At 73.6% G+C, this 21,001-nt stretch carries 18 protein-coding genes; 4 read left to right on the top strand and 14 right to left on the bottom strand.

Annotated features, from left to right (window positions below):
- Window positions 1–37: 37 nt before the first annotated feature.
- The 4 genes from ACFY4B_RS35790 to ACFY4B_RS35805 form a co-directional block, all read right to left on the bottom strand.
- Window positions 38–2,068: a flotillin family protein gene (locus ACFY4B_RS35790; protein WP_049655427.1), complete on the bottom strand. Its 2,031-nt coding sequence runs from the start codon at window positions 2,066–2,068 to the stop codon at window positions 38–40.
- A gap of 125 nt (window positions 2,069–2,193) precedes the next feature.
- A complete protein-coding gene (locus ACFY4B_RS35795) occupies window positions 2,194–2,922 on the bottom strand; it encodes a hypothetical protein (RefSeq protein ID WP_387974917.1) in 729 nt (242 codons plus the stop codon).
- Between the two features lie 371 nt (window positions 2,923–3,293).
- Entirely contained in the window at window positions 3,294–4,415 is a 1,122-nt protein-coding gene (locus ACFY4B_RS35800) for a PucR family transcriptional regulator (RefSeq protein WP_387974920.1), read from the bottom strand.
- A gap of 145 nt (window positions 4,416–4,560) precedes the next feature.
- Window positions 4,561–5,337 (bottom strand): GntR family transcriptional regulator, encoded by a 777-nt coding sequence (locus ACFY4B_RS35805; RefSeq protein WP_380742112.1) that lies wholly within the window; start codon window positions 5,335–5,337, stop codon window positions 4,561–4,563.
- 384 nt (window positions 5,338–5,721) lie between these two features.
- On the opposite strand from ACFY4B_RS35805, the gene ACFY4B_RS35810 reads away from it, so the two are divergent.
- Together ACFY4B_RS35810 and ACFY4B_RS35815 are read left to right on the top strand one after the other, a co-directional pair.
- The gene (locus ACFY4B_RS35810) at window positions 5,722–6,483 is read left to right on the top strand and encodes a tyrosine-protein phosphatase (RefSeq protein WP_387974922.1); all 762 of its coding nucleotides are present in this window, start codon (window positions 5,722–5,724) and stop codon (window positions 6,481–6,483) included.
- Between the two features lie 117 nt (window positions 6,484–6,600).
- Complete coding sequence (locus tag ACFY4B_RS35815) at window positions 6,601–7,164, top strand: DUF4291 domain-containing protein (RefSeq protein ID WP_074005607.1); 564 nt, start codon at window positions 6,601–6,603, stop codon at window positions 7,162–7,164.
- A gap of 60 nt (window positions 7,165–7,224) precedes the next feature.
- On the opposite strand, the gene ACFY4B_RS35820 is transcribed toward ACFY4B_RS35815, so the two are convergent.
- Together ACFY4B_RS35820 and ACFY4B_RS35825 are read right to left on the bottom strand one after the other, a co-directional pair.
- Entirely contained in the window at window positions 7,225–8,106 is an 882-nt protein-coding gene (locus ACFY4B_RS35820) for an ABC transporter permease (RefSeq protein WP_387974925.1), read from the bottom strand.
- On the bottom strand, window positions 8,103–9,014 hold the full coding sequence (locus ACFY4B_RS35825) for an ABC transporter ATP-binding protein (RefSeq protein WP_074005608.1): 912 nt from the start codon (window positions 9,012–9,014) through the stop codon (window positions 8,103–8,105). The genes ACFY4B_RS35820 and ACFY4B_RS35825 overlap by 4 nt, the downstream gene beginning before the upstream one ends.
- 134 nt (window positions 9,015–9,148) lie before the next feature.
- On the opposite strand from ACFY4B_RS35825, the gene ACFY4B_RS35830 reads away from it, so the two are divergent.
- The gene (locus tag ACFY4B_RS35830; protein WP_387974928.1) at window positions 9,149–10,438 is read left to right on the top strand and encodes a sensor histidine kinase; all 1,290 of its coding nucleotides are present in this window, start codon (window positions 9,149–9,151) and stop codon (window positions 10,436–10,438) included.
- Window positions 10,435–11,097, top strand: coding sequence for a response regulator transcription factor (locus ACFY4B_RS35835; RefSeq protein ID WP_049653795.1), 663 nt, complete (start codon window positions 10,435–10,437; stop codon window positions 11,095–11,097). The genes ACFY4B_RS35830 and ACFY4B_RS35835 overlap by 4 nt, the downstream gene beginning before the upstream one ends.
- Window positions 11,098–11,237: 140 nt before the next feature.
- Here ACFY4B_RS35835 and ACFY4B_RS35840 read toward each other — a convergent pair whose 3' ends face one another.
- From ACFY4B_RS35840 to ACFY4B_RS35875, 8 genes are all read right to left on the bottom strand, one after another.
- Entirely contained in the window at window positions 11,238–12,338 is a 1,101-nt protein-coding gene (locus ACFY4B_RS35840; RefSeq protein ID WP_387974931.1) for a hypothetical protein, read from the bottom strand.
- A 358-nt stretch (window positions 12,339–12,696) separates the two neighbouring features.
- Window positions 12,697–13,398: a hypothetical protein gene (locus ACFY4B_RS35845; protein ID WP_387974933.1), complete on the bottom strand. Its 702-nt coding sequence runs from the start codon at window positions 13,396–13,398 to the stop codon at window positions 12,697–12,699.
- Window positions 13,399–13,566: 168 nt separating this feature from the next.
- Window positions 13,567–14,586, bottom strand: coding sequence for an N-acetylglucosamine kinase (locus tag ACFY4B_RS35850; RefSeq protein ID WP_387974936.1), 1,020 nt, complete (start codon window positions 14,584–14,586; stop codon window positions 13,567–13,569).
- A 172-nt stretch (window positions 14,587–14,758) separates the two neighbouring features.
- Entirely contained in the window at window positions 14,759–16,048 is a 1,290-nt protein-coding gene (locus tag ACFY4B_RS35855) for a 6-phospho-beta-glucosidase (RefSeq protein WP_387974939.1), read from the bottom strand.
- Complete coding sequence (locus tag ACFY4B_RS35860) at window positions 16,048–16,956, bottom strand: carbohydrate ABC transporter permease (protein WP_049651466.1); 909 nt, start codon at window positions 16,954–16,956, stop codon at window positions 16,048–16,050. The genes ACFY4B_RS35855 and ACFY4B_RS35860 overlap by 1 nt, the downstream gene beginning before the upstream one ends.
- A gap of 20 nt (window positions 16,957–16,976) precedes the next feature.
- Window positions 16,977–17,990, bottom strand: a complete 1,014-nt coding sequence (locus tag ACFY4B_RS35865) for a carbohydrate ABC transporter permease (protein WP_117489905.1) — start codon at window positions 17,988–17,990, stop codon at window positions 16,977–16,979.
- 26 nt (window positions 17,991–18,016) lie between these two features.
- Entirely contained in the window at window positions 18,017–19,372 is a 1,356-nt protein-coding gene (locus tag ACFY4B_RS35870; RefSeq protein ID WP_049651467.1) for an ABC transporter substrate-binding protein, read from the bottom strand.
- Between the two features lie 138 nt (window positions 19,373–19,510).
- The gene (locus ACFY4B_RS35875) at window positions 19,511–20,701 is read right to left on the bottom strand and encodes an ROK family transcriptional regulator (protein ID WP_049651468.1); all 1,191 of its coding nucleotides are present in this window, start codon (window positions 20,699–20,701) and stop codon (window positions 19,511–19,513) included.
- Window positions 20,702–21,001 lie beyond the last annotated feature (300 nt).

The raw sequence follows: 21,001 nt of genomic DNA on the forward strand, positions 1-21,001 counted from the left end.
GCCGCGGTCAGCGCGGTCGGCGTGCCCGCTCAGCGGATCACTTGGAGCCGTTGGCCGAGGCGAGCCCGCCGGCCAGCGCCCCGATCGGGGTCTCCGCGACGCCCAGCTTCCGTGCCGACTCCAGCAGTTGGCGCAGCTGACCGGCCTGGTCGCCGGCCCCCGAGCCGATCAGCTTCATCAGCAGGGCCGACACCGTCAGGTTCTGCACGTCGGCCGTGGAGACCGAGGAGAGCACCCGGGTGAGGTCGTCCGTGAAGCTCGCCCGCCCGTCCAGCCAGGGCCCGGCCAGGGTCTGCGCGGTCTGCGAGTGGGCGACGAAGGCGTCCACGCTCTTGCCGGCCGACACCGACTGCACCAGCCGGTCGAAGAACACCGAGTCCCCGCCGACGATGTCGATCTTCGCCTTCTCCAGCCCGGCCGCGACCAGCGCCGCCTGGGCCTCGGCGATCTGCCGCTGGGTGTCCAGCCCGGCCAGCCGGACGTCCTTCTCGGCGGCCAGCCGCAGCCGGTACTCCTCGTGCCCGCGCGAGGCCTCGTCCAGCTTGGCCATCGCCGCGGCCTTCTCGGTCAGGCCCTCGGCCTCGGCCTTCAGCCGGCCGCCGATCTCCAGCGCGGCGGCCTTGGCCTTCTCCGCCTGGACGACGGCCTCGGCGCGGCCGACCTTCTCCACCGCCGCGGCCTCCTGCTCGCGGACCTGGACCCGGGCCAGGCCCTCGGCCGCGGCCTCCGCCCGGACGCCCTCGGCCATCCGGATCTTGGCGGCCGCGTCCAGCTCGGCGGCCTGCTGCCGGGCCTCGGCCAGCACCAGCGCCTCGCGGGCCTTGTGGGTGGCGGCCTGCTCGGCGGCCTCCGCGGCCTTGATGTCCTTGACGAGCTTCTCCTGCGCCTCGGCCTCGGCCTGGATCACGACGGCCTTGCGGACGCGCTCGGCCTCCTCGGTGGCGCGCAGGGTCTTGACGGCCTCCTCCTGCTCGGCGACGGTGCGGTCCACCGCGACCCGCTCGCGGACCACGTCGGCGACCTCGCGCTTGGCGGACTCGAGCTCCTTCTCCTTGGCGATCGTGGCGAGCTGGGTCTCCCGCTCGCGGCCGACGACCTCCAGCAGGCGGTCCTTCTCGATCCGCTCGTTCTCCACCGCGATCACCCGCTCGCGGTTCTTCTGCGCCACCGCGACCTCGCGGGCCTGGTTCTCCCGCTGCACCCCGAGCAGCTCCTCGGTGCGCAGGAAGGCGGTCTGGGCGTTGAGCCGCTCCTCCTCCTGCACCCGGGCGATCACCGCGTCCTCCTTGGCCCGCAGGGTCTCGATCTCGCGGCGCTGGCGGATCTCGGCGTCGGCCTGCCGGCGCTCCAGCTCCAGGACGGCCTCCCGGGCGTCCACGTTCTGCCGGGTGATCTCCTTCTCCTCGGTGCGCTGGTACTCGTTGGTGCGCACGTGCTCGATCGCGGTCAGCTCGGTGATCTTGCGGATGCCCTGGGCGTCCAGGATGTTGTCGGCGTCCAGCTGGTTCATCGGGGTCTGTTCCAGGTGGTCGATCGCCGCGTCCTCAAGGGTGTAGCCGTTGAGGTCGGTGCCGATGACCGCGATGATCTGGTCCCGGAACTCGTGCCGGTGGGTGTACAGGTCGGTGAAGTCCAGCTGCTTGCCGACGGTCTTGAGCGCCTCGGCGAACTTGACGGCGAAGAACTCCTGGATCGCCTGCGGATCGCTGGCCCGGGCGGTGCCGATCGACTGCGCGACCTTGATGACGTCCTCGACGGTCTTGTTGACCCGGACGAAGAACGAGATCCGGATGTCCGCGCGGATGTTGTCCCGGCAGATCAGACCGTCCCGGCCGGCCCGGTGGATCTCCACCGTCTTGGCGGTGATGTCCATCAACTCCGCCTTGTGGAGCACCGGGAGGACGATCGCGCCGGTGAAGGTCACGTCCACCTTCTTCGTCCGGGAGACGATCAGTGCCTTGCCCTGCTCGACCTTCTGGAACAGGCGGCCCACGAACAGCAGCATGGCGAGCAGGATGAGCAGCACGACGGCGACGAGCACGCCGAAACCCACGGCGATGGTGTCCATCACGGAGTCCTTTGACGAGATGGCGAGTTGGAGCGAAGAGGTGGTACGAGGAGTCGATGCGAAGAGGTGGTGCGAAAGGGACGTGCGGTGGCGGAGGGCCGGCCGGGGAACGGGAGGGCCGGAGATCAGACGCCGGTGGACGGCGGGTCGAAGGGCGCCACCAGGAAGTGCTCGCCCACGGCGTCGTAGTCGAAGATCAGGGCGGTCCGCCCGGCCGTCAGGCCCGGTTCGGGCTCCGCCGTGCGGACCTGGACGGTCGCGGTGGAGCCGTCCTCCGCGGTGACCTCGGCCTGCCCGAAGTCGGCCGTCACCCGGCCGGTCCGGATCACGCAGACCCGGCCGACGAAGTCCCCCCGGGTGGCCGGCCGGTCCTGCGGGAACAGCCGCGACAGCGGCCGGACGAGCACCCGGGTGCCCGCCCAGGAGGCGGCCAGCGCGACGACGAACACGCCGCCGCGCGCCGGCGCCCCCGAGGTGAGGACGGTGCCGGCCAGGCTGACGAACCAGGCGAGCGCGACCAGCAGCGACACCGCCACCGTCACGGGAACCCCGCCCAGTCCCAGCGCGTCCAGCACGCCCGTGTGGTGGCCCGCACCGGGCCGGTCGGGTCCCCCGTCGGCACCGTGCCCCCCGGCACCGTGCCCCCCGTGTCCGACGTGCCCCCCGTGCTCGGCACCGAGGTGGTGCCCCGCGTGCCCGACGTCCATGTGGTGCCCGGCGTCGTGCCCCCCGTGCACGGCGCCGGGAACGAGGCCGCCGAACAGCATCAGCAACCAGTACCCGACCACCACCACCAGCGCGAAGCTGAACAGCGCCGTCGGAAAGGCCAGCGCGGCCGCGAAGAATCCCCCCATCCCGGCCACCCTCCCCCGCCTCTCCACCGGCGCCGCGCTTCGGCACCGGGGAGATCATGACAGCGCCGGGGCCCGTCGCACATTGCCAGGATCCGGCAATCTTTACGCCCTCTTGACACCCTGGTACACGCGGCCCGCGTGACACTGCAACAACCAGGCAACAGGACGGGTGCCGGACGGTCGCAGCGGCGCCGCGCGGGTTTCGCGCGGCGGGACCGCGGCGGCCCTTCCCGGGGCGGCGGGGACTACGGCCGTCGTGCCGCGCACTACGGCGGTAGTCCAGCGCACCACGGCGGTAACGCCGCGCACCGCAGCGGTAGTTCCGCGCACTACAACGGTTGTTCCGAGCACTACAGCGGTAGTCCCACGCACTACAGCGGTTGTTCCGGCCAGTTCAGCAGCCGCGCCCCCATGGCCGCCGTCTCCAGGGTGAAGCGCTGGAGCGCGTCCGCCGGGTCGTACCCGGTGAGCGCCTTGATCCGCTCCAGCCGGTAGCCCAGGGTGCGCACGCTCAGGCCCAGCCGGCGCGCCGCCTCCGCGTTCACGTACGCGGCCTCCGCCTGCACCGCGATGGTGTCCAGCAGCGGACGGGCGCCGCCGCGCGCCTCGGTCAGCGGGCCGAGCACGGTGCGCACCAGGTCGGCCATGGCCGACCGGTCGCGCATCAGCACCGGGAAGACCAGCAGCTCCTCGGCCCGCAGCTGCCGGGCCGGCAGGCCCAGCCGCTGCGCGTAGTCCAGGGCGTCCAGCGCCTCCTCGTAGCTGCGCAGCACCCCGCTCGGCCCCGAGTGCCGGCGGCCGGTGGCCACCCGCCGGACCGGCTGGTAGCCGCGGCCGGTCCCGGGGCGCAGCGTCAGCTCGGCGAAGGCCTCCAGCACGGCCCGCTCGGAGTCCGGGGCGATGCACACCAGTCGGCCGTCCTTGCTGGCCAGCAGCACGTCCCGCTCGCCGAACCGCCCGGCCAGCTCCCGCTCCACCCGGTGCACCAGCGGATGGACGTCCGCGAACGGCTCGTCGCCCACCGCGACCGCCACCGTGTACGCGCCCGCCAGCCGCAGCCCGAACCGCTCCGCGCGCTCGGCGAGCAGTCCGAGGTCGCTGCGGCCGAACAGCAGGTCGTCGATGAACTCCCGCCGGGCGGCCTCCTCCTGGCGGACGGCCAGGCGCTGGGCCCGCTCGTGGCCCTCGCCCAGCGCGGCCAGCGCGGCGTCGGTGGCGGCCAGTACCGCGTCGCCGGTCCGGCGCAGTTCGGTGACGCTGCTCGCGGAGGTCGTCCCGGGCAGGGTCTGCCAGGCCCGCCGGGCCGCGGCCAGGCAGTGCGCGACCACCTCGCGCAGCCCGTGCCCGGCCTCGGCGCAGTGCTCGCCGAGCCTTCGCAGGCGCTCCAGCTCCTCGCGGCGCAGCAGCCGGCCGGTGCGGGAGACGTCGGCGAGCAGCACGAGGTAGACCTCGGCCAGCTCGGTCGGTATGTCGTAGTCGATCTCCTCGGTCACCCTGTCCTGCCAACCCCCGTGCGGCCCGGTATTTCGGCGCTGAATTTATCAGGGGCGCTCCGGCCGGGAACGGGCGCGGCGGCCCCTGCCACCAGCCGAGGAGGCCCCGGCCGCCGGCCGCTGCCGCCCGCCGCGGCGGCCCCCGCTACCGGTCCCGGAAGTGCAGGACGAAGCGGGCGCTGCTGCCGTCGATCCGCCGCCGCACGTACAGCGCCGGAGCGCCGTCCGGGGTGCAGCTGACCCCCTCGCGCACCAGCAGCGCGGTGCCCGGCGGGACGCCCAGCAGCTCGGCGTCCGCGAGGTCCGCGCCGACGGCGCCGAAGGCCCGCCAGTCGTACTCCAGCTCCACCCCGGCGGCCCGCGCCAGGTCCGGCACCAGGTTCCCGGGGCGGCCCGGCCGGACCAGCTCGGCGGGCAGCGGGCCGAACGGCACCCAGTAGCTGCACGCCGCCCGGGCCCGCCCGCCCAGCCGGATCACCGAGTCCACCCGGGACAGCTCCGCCGGAGTGCGGCCCAGCTGGCGGGCCGCCTCCGCGTCCTGCGCCGAGCCGGTGACGGGCGGGGCGGCCACCACGAACTCGCCGTCGGTGGACTCGTCGTTCGGCAGCGCGGTGGGCACGCTGCCGAGGTCGAAGCGCTGGCTGCGCGGGTCCACGGCGATCGACACCCGGACGGCGGGCGGGCGGACGAAGGTGCCCACGCCCCGGCGGATCTCCACCACGGCGGCCCGCTCCAGCTCCGCCACCGCCTGCCGTACGGTCAGCCGGTTCACGCCGAACTCGGCGCTCAGCTCGGGCTCGCTGGGCAGCCGGGTGCCGGGCGGGTAGGCGCCGGCGTCGACGCGCTCCTGGAGCCGGCGGGCCAGGCGGCGGTACACCGGGGTGTTCGGGGAGCTCGGGGTGTCCGGGGGGTTCGTCGCCACGGGCCCGATCCTACGGAGCCCGCCCGGGCCGCCCGGCCTGCCTGCGTCGCTCGTGCCGCCTGCGCCGCTCGGGCCGCCCGTGCCGCCCGTGCCGCCCGTGCCGCCTGTGCCGCCTGTGCCGCCCGTGCCGCCTGTGCCCCTCGTCACCGCTGGGGCCGCCCGGGCGCCGTGCCGTACGGGACACCGCGGCCCCCGGGTCGCCGTGGGCGGGCGATGGGCGTGGGATAGAAGGATGTACCGATCGAGGCCCGCGTCGGCGAGACCCGCGCCACCGAGGCTTGCCCGGCGGCCCCCCGAGGGGTTACACATCTAGACGTCTAGATGTCTCCGCCTCCGGATCTCCCCGTCTCCTCCCGGGTGCGGCCCCACCGAAAGGCCTCCCGCATGTCCCTGGTCAACTTCCGCGACGCCGCCGCCCTCGGCGACCCCGAGGGCCGGCGGGTCCGCCCCGGTGTGCTGTACCGCTCCGCCCAGCCGTTCCCGGCCGCCGACGAGGCCACCGTCGCCCAGCTGCGCGGCTGCGACATCCGCACCATCGTGGACCTGCGCGACCCGCGCGAGACCGACCCCGCCGACTGGGCCGCCGCCGAGGCCGCCGGGATATCCGTCGTCGCCGCCCCGGTGAACCCCGCCACCGACGCCCTCACCGCGCGGATGGGCACCATGGCCACCGCCGCCGACCTGGGCGACTTCTACGTCCTGCTGGCCGAGTCCGCGCCCGACGCGGTGGCCGCCGCCGTCGACGCCACCGTCCGCCCCGGCGCCGTCCTGCTGCACTGCGCCGCCGGCAAGGACCGCACCGGCCTGCTGACCGCCCTCCTGCTGGACCTCCTCGGCGTCCCCGCCGAGCACATCGTCGCCGACTACACCCGCACCGCCGACGCCCTCCCGCAGATCTTCGCGGGCCTCGCCGAGCGCCACCGCACCGCCCTCAACGACCACACCACCTCCCGCGTCACCGACTCCCGGGGCCGCAACCTGACCATCCCCGCGCCCCTCCTGGAGGCCCCGGCCGAGGCCATGTCCGTCTTCCTCGACCGCGTCCGCACCCACCACGGCGGCGCCGCCTCCTTCCTCCCCTCCTGCGGCGTCCCGGCGGCCACCCTCGGCGCCTTCCGCACCAAGGCGGGCGCCGCCGCGGCCTGACCCCGGGGGCCGTAGCGCCGCACCCGTAGGCGTGCCCTAATCCCGTTGCACCGTGCCGTCGGTGCTGGCAGCGTGGCCGGGCGGGCAGCGTGCCGGGGCGGAAGGGGGTGGCGCGGGATGACCGCTCTGCGCGAGATCCGGGCCGACCACGACGGGCGGACGATCGTGCTCTACCAGGCCTACCCGCCGGCGATCGCCGACGCGGCGCTGGCGGCGGGCCGGTTCACGGCGCCGTTCGGCTTCCACCGGATGACGTGGATCAAGCCCTCGTTCCGCTGGCTGATGCACCGCAGCAACTGGGCGCAGAAGCCCGGCCAGACCAGGGTGCTGGCGGTCCGGATCACCCGGGAGGGCTGGGAGGAGGCGCTCGCCCGCGCCGTCCTGACCACCGCGCACCCGGAGGAGGTGGCCCGCGCCGAGGTCCACGTGCAGTGGGACCCGGAGCGGTCGCTGCGCGGGGCGGCGCTGAACCACTACAGCATCCAGGTGGGCGTCGGCCGGTCGCTGGTCCGCCGCTACGCCGAGGAGTGGGTCGTCGGGCTCACCGACCTCACCCCGCAGGTGCAGCGGATCGCCGCGCTGGTCCGCGGCGGGCAGGCGGCGAAGGCGCAGCGGCTGCTGCCGCCCGAGCGCCCGTACCCGCTGCCCGCCGCGACGGCGCGGCGCCTCGGCCTGGGGTGACCCGAGGCCCGGGGTGACCCGCCGCCTGGGATGCCCCGAGGCCCGGGGCACCCCGATACCTCATACGTCCCGTCGCCGCACCACGACCACCGTCACCGCCACCGCCACCGCGCCCCACACCCCCATGGTGATCCACGAGTCCAGCACGCTCGGCGCGTACTTCCCCATCGTGGTCCTGGAGTTCGGTGTGATGGTGAGCCGCTGCACGGTGGCCAGCGGCAGGTGGGTGCCGATCTCCTTCAGCCACCGGTAGCGGTCCCCGCCGAACATCATCGGCAGGATGAACATCAGCATCACCAGCGACACGATCGAGGCGGTGGCGTGCCGCAGCAGCGCGCCCAGCGCCATCCCGATCAGCGCGCAGACCGGCACGATCGCCGCGTAGGCGAGCACGGCCCGCAGGCAGCCCGCGTCGGTGATGGAGAGCCCGACGTGCCGGGAGGCCAGCATCGCGTTGATGGTGAGGAAGGAGACCGCCGAGACGGCGAGCCCGGCGAGCGCGGTGATCCCGCCGATCAGCAGCACCTTGGCCGCGATCACGCCGCGCCGGTCCGGGACGGCGGCGAAGGTGGTGCGGATCAGGCCGGTGGTGTACTCGCCGAAGACGGTGATCGCCCCGAGGCTGCCGGCCGCGACCGCCATCAGGTCGCTCGCGATGCTGCCGAGGCCGTGGAACAGCGGGTCGTAGGTGTACGGGGAGCGCCCGGGCATCGGCGCGGGCGGGTGGTCGATGTACGTCAGGTCGGTGTGGACGGCGTTCACGTTGACCGCGATCGCCACCAGCGAGGCCAGCGCCAGCACCCAGTAGGTGGAGCGCAGCGAGCGCAGTTTGATCCACTCGGCGGCGAGCAGGTCGAGGAACCGGGGGGCCGGCTCGGCGACGGAACCGGTGGAACCGCCGGAACCGGTGGAACCGAGGGCCATGGCGTTCATGCTGCTCATCGGGCTTCTCCTGCCAGGTACTCGACGCTGTCGGCGGTCAGGGACATGAACGCCGACTCCAGCGACGACGTCCGGGCGGCCAGTTCGTGCAGCACCACGCCGTGCCGCAGCGCGAGTTCGCCGATCCGTTCGGCCGGCATCCCGGTGACGGTCCCGAACCCCGGCTCCGTCAGCCGTACTTCGGCCCCCTCCGCGCGCAGGACCCCGGCCAGCGAGGCGAGTTCGGGTCCTCGGACGGCCACCGAGGAGACCGCGTTGCGGGCCGAGAACTCGGCGAGGCTCTCGTCCGCGATCAGCCGGCCGCGCCCGATCACCACCAGTCGGTCGGCGGTGTGCTCCATCTCGGCCATCATGTGGCTGGAGACGAAGACGGTGCGCCCCTCGGCGGCGAGCCGGCGGAACAGCCCGCGCACCCAGAGCACGCCCTCCGGGTCCAGCCCGTTGAGCGGCTCGTCGAAGAGCAGCACCGGCGGGTCGCCGAGCAGCGCGCCCGCGATGCCGAGCCGCTGCTTCATGCCCAGCGAGTAGCCGCCGATCCGGCGCCCGGCGGCCTTGCCGAGCCCGACCTCGGCCAGCACCTCGTCCACCCGCCGGAGCGGGATGCGGTTGCTCCGGGCCAGGGCCGACAGGTGGGCCCGGGCGCTGCGCCCGCCGTGCACGTCGCCCGCGTCCAGCAGGGCGCCGACGTGCCGCAGGCCGCGCGGCCGGTTCGCGAAGGGCACCCCGGCCACGGTGGCACTCCCCCCGGTGGGGGTGTCGAGGCCCAGGATCATCCGCAGCGTGGTGGACTTGCCCGCCCCGTTGGGGCCGAGGAAGCCGGTCACGGTGCCGGGCCGGACGGTGAAGGTCAACTGGTCGACGGCCGTGGTGGCGCCGTACCGCTTGGTCAGTCGCTCGATCTCGATCACGGGGACAACGCTGCCGGTCGGGCCCCCGCCCGGGCATCGGGCCGCGGGCCACAACCGCGGGCGGCCGCACTGGCCCCGGGGATTACGCCCCCGGGCCAATGTGCCGCCGTCCGGGCCGCCGCTACCATCGCGTCATGATCACCGAACCCCGTCCGCCGCTGCTCAGGCGCCTGCCCGCGGGCGTGTGGGTGGGGGCGCTGTGGACGGCCCTGGTCGCGTTCCGCTTCTTCACGCGCGAGAACGAGCTGCACCACCTGCTGAACTACCACGGCAATCCCGAGGACATGCCGATGGTGGTCACCGCGGTGGTCACCACCCTGGTCGCGACGCTGCTGGTCCGGCTGCCGCTGCTCGCCGTCGTGGTGGCGCTCGGGGGCGGGATGTTCGCGCTCGGGATGTGGGGCGTCCCGGAGGCGGCGCCGCTCCAGTTCCTGATCGCCGACGCGGTGGTCGGCTACTGCGCGGCCACCCGCTCCCGCCGGGTCTCGCTCACCGCCCTGGCGCTGCCGCTCGCCACCCTCGCCGGGCTGCTGCTCTGGGGCGCCGTCAACGACTACCCCGTCAACCCGCTCGCCTACGGGGGCTTCGCGGCCACCGTGCTGATCGCCTGGCTGATCGGCAACACCGTGCACCAGGGCCGGGCCCACACCGAGGCGCTGCGCGGCCGGGCCTCCGAGCAGGCCATCACCGCCGAACGGCTGCGCATCGCCCGCGAGTTGCACGACATGGTGGCCCACAACATCGGCATCATCGCGATCCAGGCCGGCATGGGCAGCCGGGTCATGGACACCCAGCCCGCCGAGACCCGGGCCGCCCTGGAGGCGATCGAGGCCACCAGCCGGGAGACCCTGGCCGGGCTGCGCCGGATGCTCGGCGCGCTGCGGCAGGGCGAGGGGGAGCCGGCGCCGCTCGAAGTGATGCCCGGACTGGGCGAGTTGGACCGGCTGGTGGAGAAGGCGGCGGGCGCCGGGGTGCGGGTGGCGCTCACCCGCCGCGGCGAAGCCCGTCCGCTGCCGTCCGAGGTGGACCTCGCCGCCTACCGGATCGTCCAGGAGGCGGTCACCAACGTGGTCAAGCACTCCGGCACCCGGGACTGCCACGTCACCGTCGGGTACGGGCCGCGGGAGCTCGACGTCACCGTCGTCGACCTGGGCGCGGGCGCGGCGACCGGCACCCCCGGTACCGGCTACGGGCTGGCCGGCATGCGCGAGCGGGTCGCCCTGCTGGACGGCGAGTTCGCGGCCGGCCCGCGCCCCGAGGGCGGCTTCCGGGTCGCCGCGCGGCTGCCGCTCCCCGAGGCCACGGCCGTGCGGACCCCGGCCGTGCAGACCCCCGGCGAGCCCGGTGTCGGGACCGCCGTCGGGACCGCCGTCGGGACCGCCGTCGAGACCGCCGTCGAGACCCCCGTGGAGGTGGGACCGTGATCCGTGTCGTCCTGGTCGACGACCAGCCGCTCATCCGCACCGGCCTGCGCGTGCTGATCGCCGACGCCCCCGACCTGGAGGTGGTCGGCGAGGCCGGCAACGGCGCCGAGGCCGTCGAACTGGTCGCCCGGCTGCGCCCCGACGTCGCCGTGATGGACATCCGGATGCCCGGCATGGACGGCATCGAGGCCACCCGCCGGATCACCGCCGACCCGGACCTGCCCACCCACGTCCTCGTCCTCACCACCTTCGACGACGACGACTACGTCTACGGCGCGCTGCGGGCCGGGGCGAGCGGCTTCCTGGTCAAGGACCTCGCCCTGGAGACCATCCTGGACGGCGTCCGGGTGGTCGCCGCCGGGGACGCCCTGCTGGCCCCCGGCATCACCCGCCGGCTGATCGGCGAGTTCGCCGCCCGCCCGGACGCCGACGCCGCGGCCAGGCCCCGCAGGCCGGTCGCCGAGGCCGTCACCGAGCGCGAGCGGGAGGTGCTCACCCTGGTCGGCCGGGGCCTGTCCAACGCCGAGATCGCCGCGGAGCTCACCATCAGCGTGGCCACCGCCAAGGCCCACGTCGCCCGGCTGTTCACCAAGCTCGACGCCCGCGACCGGGTCCACCTGGTCATCCAGGCCTACGAGTTCGGGCTGGTCAGCGCGTAGAAGCGTGTGAAGCGCGTAAAGCGCGTAAAGCGCGTAAGGCGCGTAAGGCGCGTAAGGCGCGAAAAGCATGCAGAGCGCGTCACGCGAGAGCGCCGGAGCGGGCCCGCACGGCCCACTCCGGCGCTCGCCTCACCCGGTCGTCAGTGGACGACCGCGTGCGAGATCTGGCAGCCGCTCACGCCGTTCGACCAGGTGCCCTGCATGGCGAACGAGCCCGTCGCGAACGTCACGTTCTGCGCGCCGCCCGTCCCGCCGACCCCGTTCCAGGAGCACTTGTCGGCGTTCTCGTACCCGGTCGAGTCGGTCCAGCCGCCCGCCGGGTTCTGGTCGGTGATGGTCTCCGAGTACTCGTGGCCGTACACGACGGTCACGCCGTCCAGGGTGCCCGCGCTGCCGCTGTTGACGTAGTTCTGGCCGCAGGAGCTGCCCATGTCGGTCACGTACGGGTCGTTGGTGAACGCCACGTCGCCGTACGGGGAGGAGGCCGCGCCGCCGCTCAGGGTGGTGTCGCCGTTCCAGTCGTGCCAGGCGCAGAAGCCCCCGTTCGGGGTGTTGAAGCCGTCCGGGTGGGTGCCGGTCGGCGACAGCACCACGTACTGCACGTTGCGGTTGGAGGCGGCGGTGGTGTTGCCGAAGTGCCCGGCCGCCTTGACGGCCTCGGCGGCCAGCTGGTTGCCGCTGGCCTGGCCCGGCGCGGCGGCGGACCCGTCGACCCAGACGCCGGCCAGCGCGCCGCCGGTCGGGTAGCCGACGTGCGTCGAACCGGTCGGGCAGCTGGTCGCGCCCGCGGCGACGCCCTCGCAGTACTGGGTCATGACGCCGGACCAGGTCTCGCTGTTGGTGCCGAGGCCCTTGAACAGCTGCTGCGCCCGGACGGCCTCGCCCTTCGGGTCGCCGGTCAGGGTGGTGTAGCCGCTGGAGTTGGTGCCCTGGGTGCCCCACTGGGAGCCCCAGAAGACCAGGTAGACCTTCGGCGCGCCGGTGGTGACGCCGATGCCGTCGACGCCGCCGCCGTAGCTGAGGTTGTTGCCCGCGGCCTTCGCGGAGTTGCCGGCCTCCTTGGTCGGGTGCGCGCCGTGCCGGTAGGGGTGCGGCTGTCCGGCGAACTCGCCGGCCGGCCGGTTGTCCTGGGCCGCCTGGGCGGCCGGGGCGGCCGCGAAGCCGGCGGCGGCCAGCGCCAGGGCGCTGAGCCCGGTCAGGGCCCGCAGTCGCATCCGGCGGGAGGTGGGGGAGATGCCCATCGTGAGGGTTCCTCTCTGGTGCCGGCCGCGCCCGGGTACGGCGCGGCGGCACGGTGGGGGACGAAGGGGGAGGAGCACGACGACGGCGAGCCGGACCTGCCGGCGGCCCGTCAGGGACGACCAGCGGGGTGGGATGGGGGACCGGTTCACCGCCGACCGCCGGAAGCAAAGCACCGCCGCCGAAACCGCTTCAAGCACGCAAAGGGTAAGACCAGCCCCAAGGAACGCCCGGGCGGACGTAGCGAACGTCAAAAGCCCGCAGCTGGACGTGGGTTGATGCGCGTAGCGCAGCCGAATGCCAACAGTTGAGAGGCGCTTCTACACCGTATGCGCCGTCAGGTCGTCGCCGAAGGCCGACTCAGGGGCCCTCGACCTCGCCGATCCGCATGATCCGGCCGTGCGAGTCCAGCACCACGTCGTAGGCGTTGCCGTGGCAGCCGTACGGGTCGGCCGGTTCGCGCTCGGCCAGGCAGTCGTCGATGTGGGCGATCAGCTCGTCGAGGGGGACGGTCCTGGCCGGTTCGTCGTGGGTGACGTCGACCAGGGTCGCCGCCACGCCCGCCCCCGCGAAGCCGTAGTGGACGGGGCTGCCGACGGGCTCGTAGCGGGCGGAGCCGCAGCTGAAGCGGTCGGACCGGGCGGTGAGTTCTGCCGGTCCGGCGGAGACGACGACGAGGAACTCGTGGCCGGGGCGGCCGGTGGGAACGGCGCACCCGGGCCCGGTGGAAGACTCCGTGGAGGGCTCGGCTGAGGGTTCGTCGGGAGACGCGGGCGCGTCCGGCGAGTCCGCCGGGGCGGGCACGTCGGGCGAAGCGGACGAGTCGGGCGAGGCGGAGGAGAAGGCGGCGGACGGCTCGGCCGAGCCGGAGTAGTACTCCTCCTCCTCGTAGAAGAGGCCGTCGTCCTCGTCCAGCAGGTCGTCCGCGCCCTCGTCGGCCAGCGCGGCGGCGGAGGCGGCGGCCACGGTGGGGCCGGAGTCGGCGGGCGTGCAGCCGGTGAGGACGGCGGCGGCGCCGCAGGCCAGCAGGGCGGCGGCGAGGAGCATGCGGGGGGTGGCCATGACACAAGTCTCCCCGGGCGGCGGCGGTTGGCGGTACCCGCTTAACACGACCGGGGCCCGGCCCGTGGTTCCCGCCAGGGCCCCTCCCCCGCCGGATGTGCGGATCCGGCGGGGGAGGGGAGCCGATGAGCGGCCGTCAGGCGGCGGCAGGGGAGCAGGTGGCGGCCGTCAGGCGGCCACCGGCCGGCCCGCCTCGTACGCCTCGCGCACCCGGGCCTGCGCCCGCGCGCCCGCCGCCAGGTGGTCGAGGCCGAGCAGCGCCGCGCCCAGCACCGGCGGGGCGACGACGACGCGCGGCTCGGCCAGCGGCGCGGCCTCGGCGAGCCGGGCGGTCACGTTGTCCAGCAGCAGCGGATGCCGGGAGGCGAGCACGCCGCCGCCCAGCACCACCGGGGTCGGGGTGTCCAGCAGGTCCAGGCGGCGGAGCGCCACCACCGCGAGCCGGACGATCTCGTCGGCCTGGCGGTCGATCAGCCCCCGCGCCACCTCGTCGCCCTCGTCCGCGACGGCGAACAGTACCCGGACGATCTCGTGCAGCCGCGCGTTCGGCAGGTGCCCGAGGTGGACGGCCTCGGCGACGGCGCCGGCGCCGGGCAGGCCGAAGTGCTCGGCGATGGCGCGGGCGAGCCCGGTCGGCCCGCCGCGCCCGTCCTCCGCGCGGACGGCGTGCCACATGCTGGCGACGGCGAGTCCGGAGCCGCCGCCCCAGTCGCCGGTGAGCTCGCCGAGGGCGGGGAAGCGGGCGGTGCGGCCGTCCGGGAGCAGGCCGACGCAGTTGATCCCGGCGCCGCAGACCACCGCGACCCCGCGCGGGCCGTCGGTGCCGGCCCGCAGCAGGCCGAAGGTGTCGTTGACGACGGTGTTGCCGGCGCCCCAGGGGTGGGACTCCAGCGCCACCCGCAGCGCCTCCTCCTCGACCGGCAGGTCGGCGTTGGCCAGGCAGGCGCTGACGTGGCCGGTGAGCACGCCGCTCCAGGACGGGTGGCCGGCCTCGGCAGCGGCCTGCTCGACCAGCGGGGCGAGGCCGGCGACGGCCGCCGCGCCGCCGATCTTCTGCGGTTCGAAGCCGCCGCCGCGGGCGGTGCCGAGGATGCTGCCGTCGGTGCCGATCAGGGCGACGTCGGTCTTGGAGTTCCCCGCGTCGATGGCGAGGACGCCGGGCAGGAGTGGTTCGGGCTGGTGGGTCATCAGGTCCCCGCGGCTCGTACGTGGCCCGGGCCGTTGGTCGTCGGCCGGGTGCCCGGCGGTGGTCCCGGCCGGGTGGCCCGGCCGAAAGGTCCCCGGCCGGGGGTGGACGGTCTCCTCGCGGTGCCCGTCCGGCGACCGGGGGCGGTCGCCGGACGGCGCGGAGCGGGCCGGGTCAGGCCCAGGCGAGGTGCTCGCGGTTGTGGGCGAGCAGGCGGTCCGTGAGCTGGTCGGCCAGCTCGATCTGGCCGACCAGCGGGTGGGCGAGCAGGGCGTCGAAGACCCGGTCGCGGCCGCCGCGCAGGGCGGCGTCGAGGGCGAGCTGCTCGTACGCGGTGACGGCGGCGACCAGTCCGGCGTACAGCGGCTCGACGGGCCGCTGCGGCAGCGGGCGCACGCCCCGCGCGTCCACCTCGGCCGGCACCTCGATGACGGCGTCGTCGGGCAGGAACGGCAGCACGCCGTCGTTGCGGGTGTTCACCACCTGGACGGACGTGCCGCCGCCGGTGCCGAGCAGCGCGGCGATCAGCTGGACGGCCGCCTCCGAGTAGAAGGCGCCGCCGCGCTTGCCGAGCAGCTCGGGCTTGGTGTCCAGGGCCGGGTCGGCGTACAGCTCCAGCAGCTGCCGTTCGATCTCGGCGACCTGCGCGGCCCGCGAGCCCTGCTCCCTCAGCTCCGCCACCACGGCGTCGTGCTGGTAGAAGTACCGCAGGTAGTAGGACGGCACGACGCCGAGCCGCTCGATGACGGCCTGCGGCAGGTGCAGGTCCTCGGCGATCTCCTTGCCGTGCGAGGAGAGCAGCTCGGGGAGCACCTCGCGCCCGGTCGTGGCGCCCGGGGCGTCCAGCAGGGTCACCCCGCGCTCCCAGGTCAGGTGGTTGAGCCCGACGTGGTCGAGCCGGACCAGCTCTGGGTCCACGCCCAGGTGCCCGGCGAACTTGCGCTGGAAGCCGATCGCGACGTTGCACAGCCCGACGGCCTTGTGGCCGGCGGTCTGCAGCGCCCGGGTGACGATGCCGACCGGGTTGGTGAAGTCCACGATCCAGGCGTCCGGGTTGGTCCGGCGCACCTGCTCGGCGATGTCCAGCACCACCGGGACGGTGCGCAGCGCCTTGGCGAGCCCGCCGGCGCCGGTGGTCTCCTGCCCGACGCAGCCGCACTCCAGCGGCCAGGTCTCGTCCTGGTTGCGGGCCGCCTGCCCGCCGACGCGCAGCTGGAGCAGCACGGCGTCGGCGTCCGCGACGCCCGCCGCCAGGTCCGTGGTCACCGTGACGACCGCGGGGTGGCCCTGCCGGGCGAAGATCCGCCGGGCCAGGCCGCCGATCAGCTCCAGCCGCTCGGCGGCCGGGTCGATCAGCACCAGCTCGCCGACCGGCAGGGTGTCGCGCAGCCGGGCGAAGCCGTCGATCAGCTCCGGAGTGTACGTCGAACCCCCGCCGACGATTGCCAACTTCAGTGCGGACATCAGCCCTTGACCCCTGTCAGTGTCACGCCTTCGATGAAGGCCTTCTGAGCGAAGAAGAAGAGGACGATCACCGGGGCCATCACCATCATGGTGGCGGCCATGGTGAGGTTCCAGTTGGTGTGGTGGGCGGCCTTGAAGGACTCCAGCCCGTAACTGAGCGTCCAGGAGTCGTGGTTGTTGCTGGCGTAGATCTGCGGGCCGAAGTAGTCGTTCCAGCAGTAGAAGAACTGGAACAGCGCGACCGCCGCGATGGCCGGCTTGGCCATCGGCAGGACCACCCGCAGCAGGGTGCGCAGGTCGCCGCAGCCGTCGATCCGGGCGGCCTCGATGTACTCCCTGGGGATGGTCATCAGGAACTGGCGCAGCAGAAAGATGGTGAACGCGTCGCCGAAGGCCATCGGGATGATCAGCGGCCAGAGCGAGCTGCTCAGGCCCATCTGCTTGGACCAGAACAGGTACATCGGGATGACGGTGACCTGCGGCGGCAGCATCATCATCGCGATGACCGCCATCAGCGCCAGGTTGCGGCCGCGGAAGCGGAACTTGGCGAGCGCGTAGGCCACCGGCAGGCTGGAGACCACGGTCAGCACGGTGCCGGCCACGGCGTACAGCAGGGTGTTGCGCCACCAGGTGAGGAAGCCGGGGGTGTCCCAGACCTTGCCGTAGTTGCCCCAGTTCCAGCTGGTCGGCCAGTAGTCGGTGGTGAGCGCCTGCCGGTCCGACATCACCGAGGTGAGGAAGACGAACACGAAGGGCAGCAGGAAGAACAGCGCGGCGGCGATGGCCAGCGCGTGCACGGCGACCCAGTTGAGGGCCGCGCGGCGGCGGGCGGCCCGGGCGGCGGGTCCGCCGGGGCGGGAGGGGCCGGCCGCGGCCGGGGCCCTCGTGAGCGTGGAGCCAAGAGTCATGATCAGGTCCTCACGGGCCGCTAGTCGTCGCTCGCCATGAAGCCGGACCGGCGGCGGAGCAGGATCGAGGTGACGGCCATCGAGATGGCGAACAGCACCAGGGCGACGACGCAGGCCGCGCCGTAGTTGAAGCTCTGGAAGCCGAGCTTGTAGACCATCTGCGGCAGGGTCCAGGTGGAGCCGTTCGGGAAGCCGGGCTCGAAGGGCTGGCCGGAGCCGCCCGCGATGCCGCTGGCGACCTTCCCGGCGACGATCGCCTGGGTGTAGTACTGCATGGTCTGGATCACCCCGGTGACCACCGCGAACATGATGATCGGCGAGATGTTCGGCAGGGTGACGTACCGGAACCGCTGGAACGGGCCGGCGCCGTCCAGCGAGGCCGCCTCGTACTGCTCCCGGGGGACGTCCAGCAGCGAGGCCATGAAGATGACCATCAGGTCGCCGACGCCCCACATGGCGAGCAGGGTGAGCGCGGGCTTGGACCAGTCCGCGGAGGCGAACCAGCCGGGCTGCGGCAGGCCGAGCTCGCCCAGCAGGTGGTTGACCGGGCCGGTGCCGGGGTTGAACAGGAAGGCGAAGGCGACGGTGGCGGCCACCGGCGGGGCCAGGTACGGCAGGTAGAAGGCGGTGCGGAAGAAGCCGGCGCCGGTCTTCACCTTGGTGATCAGCATCCCGATGCCCAGGCCGAAGACGACCCGCAGGGTCACCATCACGACGACCAGCCACAGGGTGTTGCGCAGGCCCTGCCAGAAGGTCGGCAGGTGGTTGAAGACGTAGTCCCAGTTCTTCAGGCCGCTGAAGGTCGGGGCGCCGAAGCCGTTGTACGAGGTGAAGGAGAAGTAGGCGGTGGAGACGAGCGGGTAGGCGAAGAAGACGCTGAACCCGATCAGCCAGGGGGAGAGGAAGGCGAGGGTGCGGGCCGCCTCCCGGCGGCGCTTCCGGCGCAGCAGGTGCTGCGTGGAGGGCGCCGCCGGGCCGGTCGGTCCCGCGTCGGCCTCGTCGCTTCCCTTGCGGGTGCCGAACGCGAGTGACATGGGAGCTCCGTGGACCGTTCCCCGGCCTACTTGGCCTGGGCGATGTCGGTGTCGATCTGCTTGGCCGTGGCGGCCAGACCCGCCTGGAGGTCGCCCTGCTTGCCGGACTCGTAGTCGTAGCCGAGGTTCTGCAGGGTGATGAGGTAGCTGCCGCCGTTGACGGCCGGCGGGGTGGTGCCGGAGTGGGCGTTCTTGGCGACGTCCAGGAAGGTCTTGAAGTTCCGGTCGCTCACCAGCTTCGGCGAGTCCAGCGCCTCGAAGGTGCTCGGCACGTTGTGGATCGCGTTGGAGAAGTTCACCACCGCGTCGGTGTCCGTGGTCAGGTACTTGACGAACTCCCAGGCGGCGGCCTGCTTCTTGCTGGTGCTGGCGATGCCGATGATGGTGCCGGTCTGGTAGCCGCGGCCGTAGGTGTCGGCCTGGTCGTCCGGGACGGGGAAGGCGGCGGTGGCCCACTCGAAGTCGGGCTTGTCCTTGGCGAGCGAGGCGGTGCGCCATTCGCCGTCGAGGGCCATCGCGACCTGGCCGGTGTGGAAGGGGTTCTTGGCGCTGAACTCCTCGCCGAAGGTCGCGCGGTACTTCTCCAGCTTGTCGTAGCCGCCGAGCTGGTCGACCAGGCCCTTCTGCCACTTGAACATCGCGGCGACCTTCGGGTCGGTGGCGATGTTCGACTTGCCGTCGGCGCCGAAGTAGGTCGCGCCGTACTGGCCGAGGAAGTGCTCGGTGGTGGACTCGTAGCCGTGGTACAGCGGCATGTAGCCGAGCTGCTTGTACGAGTCGCCGTCGGCGACGGTCAGCTTGGCGGCGTCCTCGGCGAACTCGCTGAAGGTCTTCGGCGGGTTGGCGATGCCGGCGTCGGCGAAGGCCTTCTTGTTGTAGTACAGGCCGTACGCGTCGCCGAGCAGCGGCAGCGAGCACTGGTTGCCCTGGAACTGCGTGTAGTTGAGCATCGCGGCCGGGAAGGTCTTGACCGGGTCGATGCCGCTCTTCTGGAGCATCGGCTTGAGGTCGACGAAGGCCTTGGTCGAGCAGAACATGCCGACGTTGTTGGTGGTGAAGGAGGAGACCACGTCCGGCGCGTCCGAGCCGCCCGCCCGCAGGGCCTGGTTGACCTTGTCGTCCTCGAGGCCGTCCACGGACTTGACGTGGATGTTGGGGTGGGCCTTCTCGAAGGCGGCGATGTTGTCGTTGATCGCCTTCTTCTCGTTCTCCTGGCTCCAGCCGTGCCAGAAGGTGATGGTGACGTCCTTGCCGCTGGCCGAGTCGTCGGAGCCGCCCGAGTCGCTGGAACCGGTGCAGGCGGAGGCGAGCAGGGCCAGGACGGCGCTGCCGGCGACGGCGGCGATCGTGCGGCGGCCTCTGCGGGAGGTGGTGGCGTGCACTTCGGGATCCTCCTGGGGGTGCGCGGGCAGGCCTCGTTGCCTCGGGTCCCGCGTTCGGGGGTTGGGGAGAGGTGGGTGCAGGTGGCGAGGTGACAGGGGGAGCGTCAGTGGGTGCGTCGAGTTGATCGGGGGCGGGCGTCAGTGGGTGGAGAAGACCGCCTCGCGGGCGTCGGACAGGGCACGTTGCAGGGCGCCGAGCAGGACCGGCGAGCCGGACAGGGCGGTGCTGCGGACCTCCGGCCGGGCGATGGAGATCCGCGCCAGTTCGTCCTCGACCAGCGCGCGCAGCCGTTCGCCGCCCGCGCTCGGCACCACACCGGAGAGGACCACCAGCTGGGGGTCGACGACGGCGACGATCACCGCCAGCCCGACGGCGAGCCGCCCGGCCAGCTCGGCGAGGAAGGCGTCGCCGGCGCCGGGGGTGGCCAGCGCCCTGGCGATGGACTCCTGCGCGGTGGCCGCGCCGAGCCCGTGCTCACGGGCCAGCGACCGGACGGCGGGCGCGCCGACCAGCGCCTGGAACCCGCCGAACTTGCGGCGGCGGGCGTCCCACTCGACCGGGGAGTCGGGCAGCGGCATGTAGCCGACCTCCCCGGCGCCGCCGGTGAAGCCGCGGTGCAGCCGCCCGGCGATCACGATCGCCGCGCCGACCCCGGCCCCGGCCCAGAGCAGGACGAAGTCCTCGAAGCCGGCCGCGGCGCCCGAGGACCGCTCGGCGACGGCGGCCAGGTTCACGTCGTTCTCGATCGACACCGGCGCGCCGATCGCCTCGGTCAGCTCCTCGACCAGCCGCGGCGAGTGCCAGCCCGGCAGGTGGGAGGCGTAGCGCAGCTTGCCGGTGACCGGGTCGGGGGCGCCGCCGACCCCGATCGCGACGGTGCGCAGGGCGCCCTCCGGCAGACCGGCGGCCCGGACCGCCTCGGCTACCGCGGCGGCGACGGTGGGCACGGTCGCGGCCGCCGGCACGCCCTTGGTCGGCACGGTGTGCCCGGCCAGCGTGGTGCCGGTGATGTCGGCGACGGCGACCTCGATACCGCTGTTGGTGACGTCCAGTCCGGCGACGTACCCGGCGGCCGGATTCACCTGGTACAGCCGGGCGTTGGGGCCGGGCCCGCCCGCCGTGGTACCGACCGGCAGGACCAGCCCGGCCGCCTCCAGCCGGGCCAGCAGCTGGGAGGCGGTGGGCTTGGACAGCCCGGTGAGGGTGCCGATCTGGGTACGGGAGAGCGGCCCGTTCTCCAGCAGCAGTTCGAGGGCGGCGCGGTCGTTGATGGCGCGCAGCAGACTGGGGGTGCCGGCGAGGGGGGCCTTGGCGGTGCTCTTGGTCATGCCCGGCATCCTCCTCTTCCGGCTGGTCGTCGACGTCCCGCGGGTGTCCCCGGCGTGGGGAGCGGGCGGGTTTCGGACGAACTGTTAGGAAACTTTCCAGTCGCTAGGGAAGGACCGTAAGCGCCCTGTCGTAGGGGTGTCAATGGTGGGCGGAGCGGAGGATGCCGAAGCGTTACCCGACACCACGAAGCCCCGCCCCCACCGTGGGCGGTTTCCAGGGGTCGTTGCAACATGTGGTCGGTTTGATCAGGCCGCGACGAGTTTATGCAGGCGCTCGGCTGGGGTTTCCCAGCCGAGCGT

The sequence above is a fragment of the Kitasatospora sp. NPDC001261 genome, assembly GCF_042896795.1.
GTDB lineage: Bacteria > Actinomycetota > Actinomycetes > Streptomycetales > Streptomycetaceae > Kitasatospora.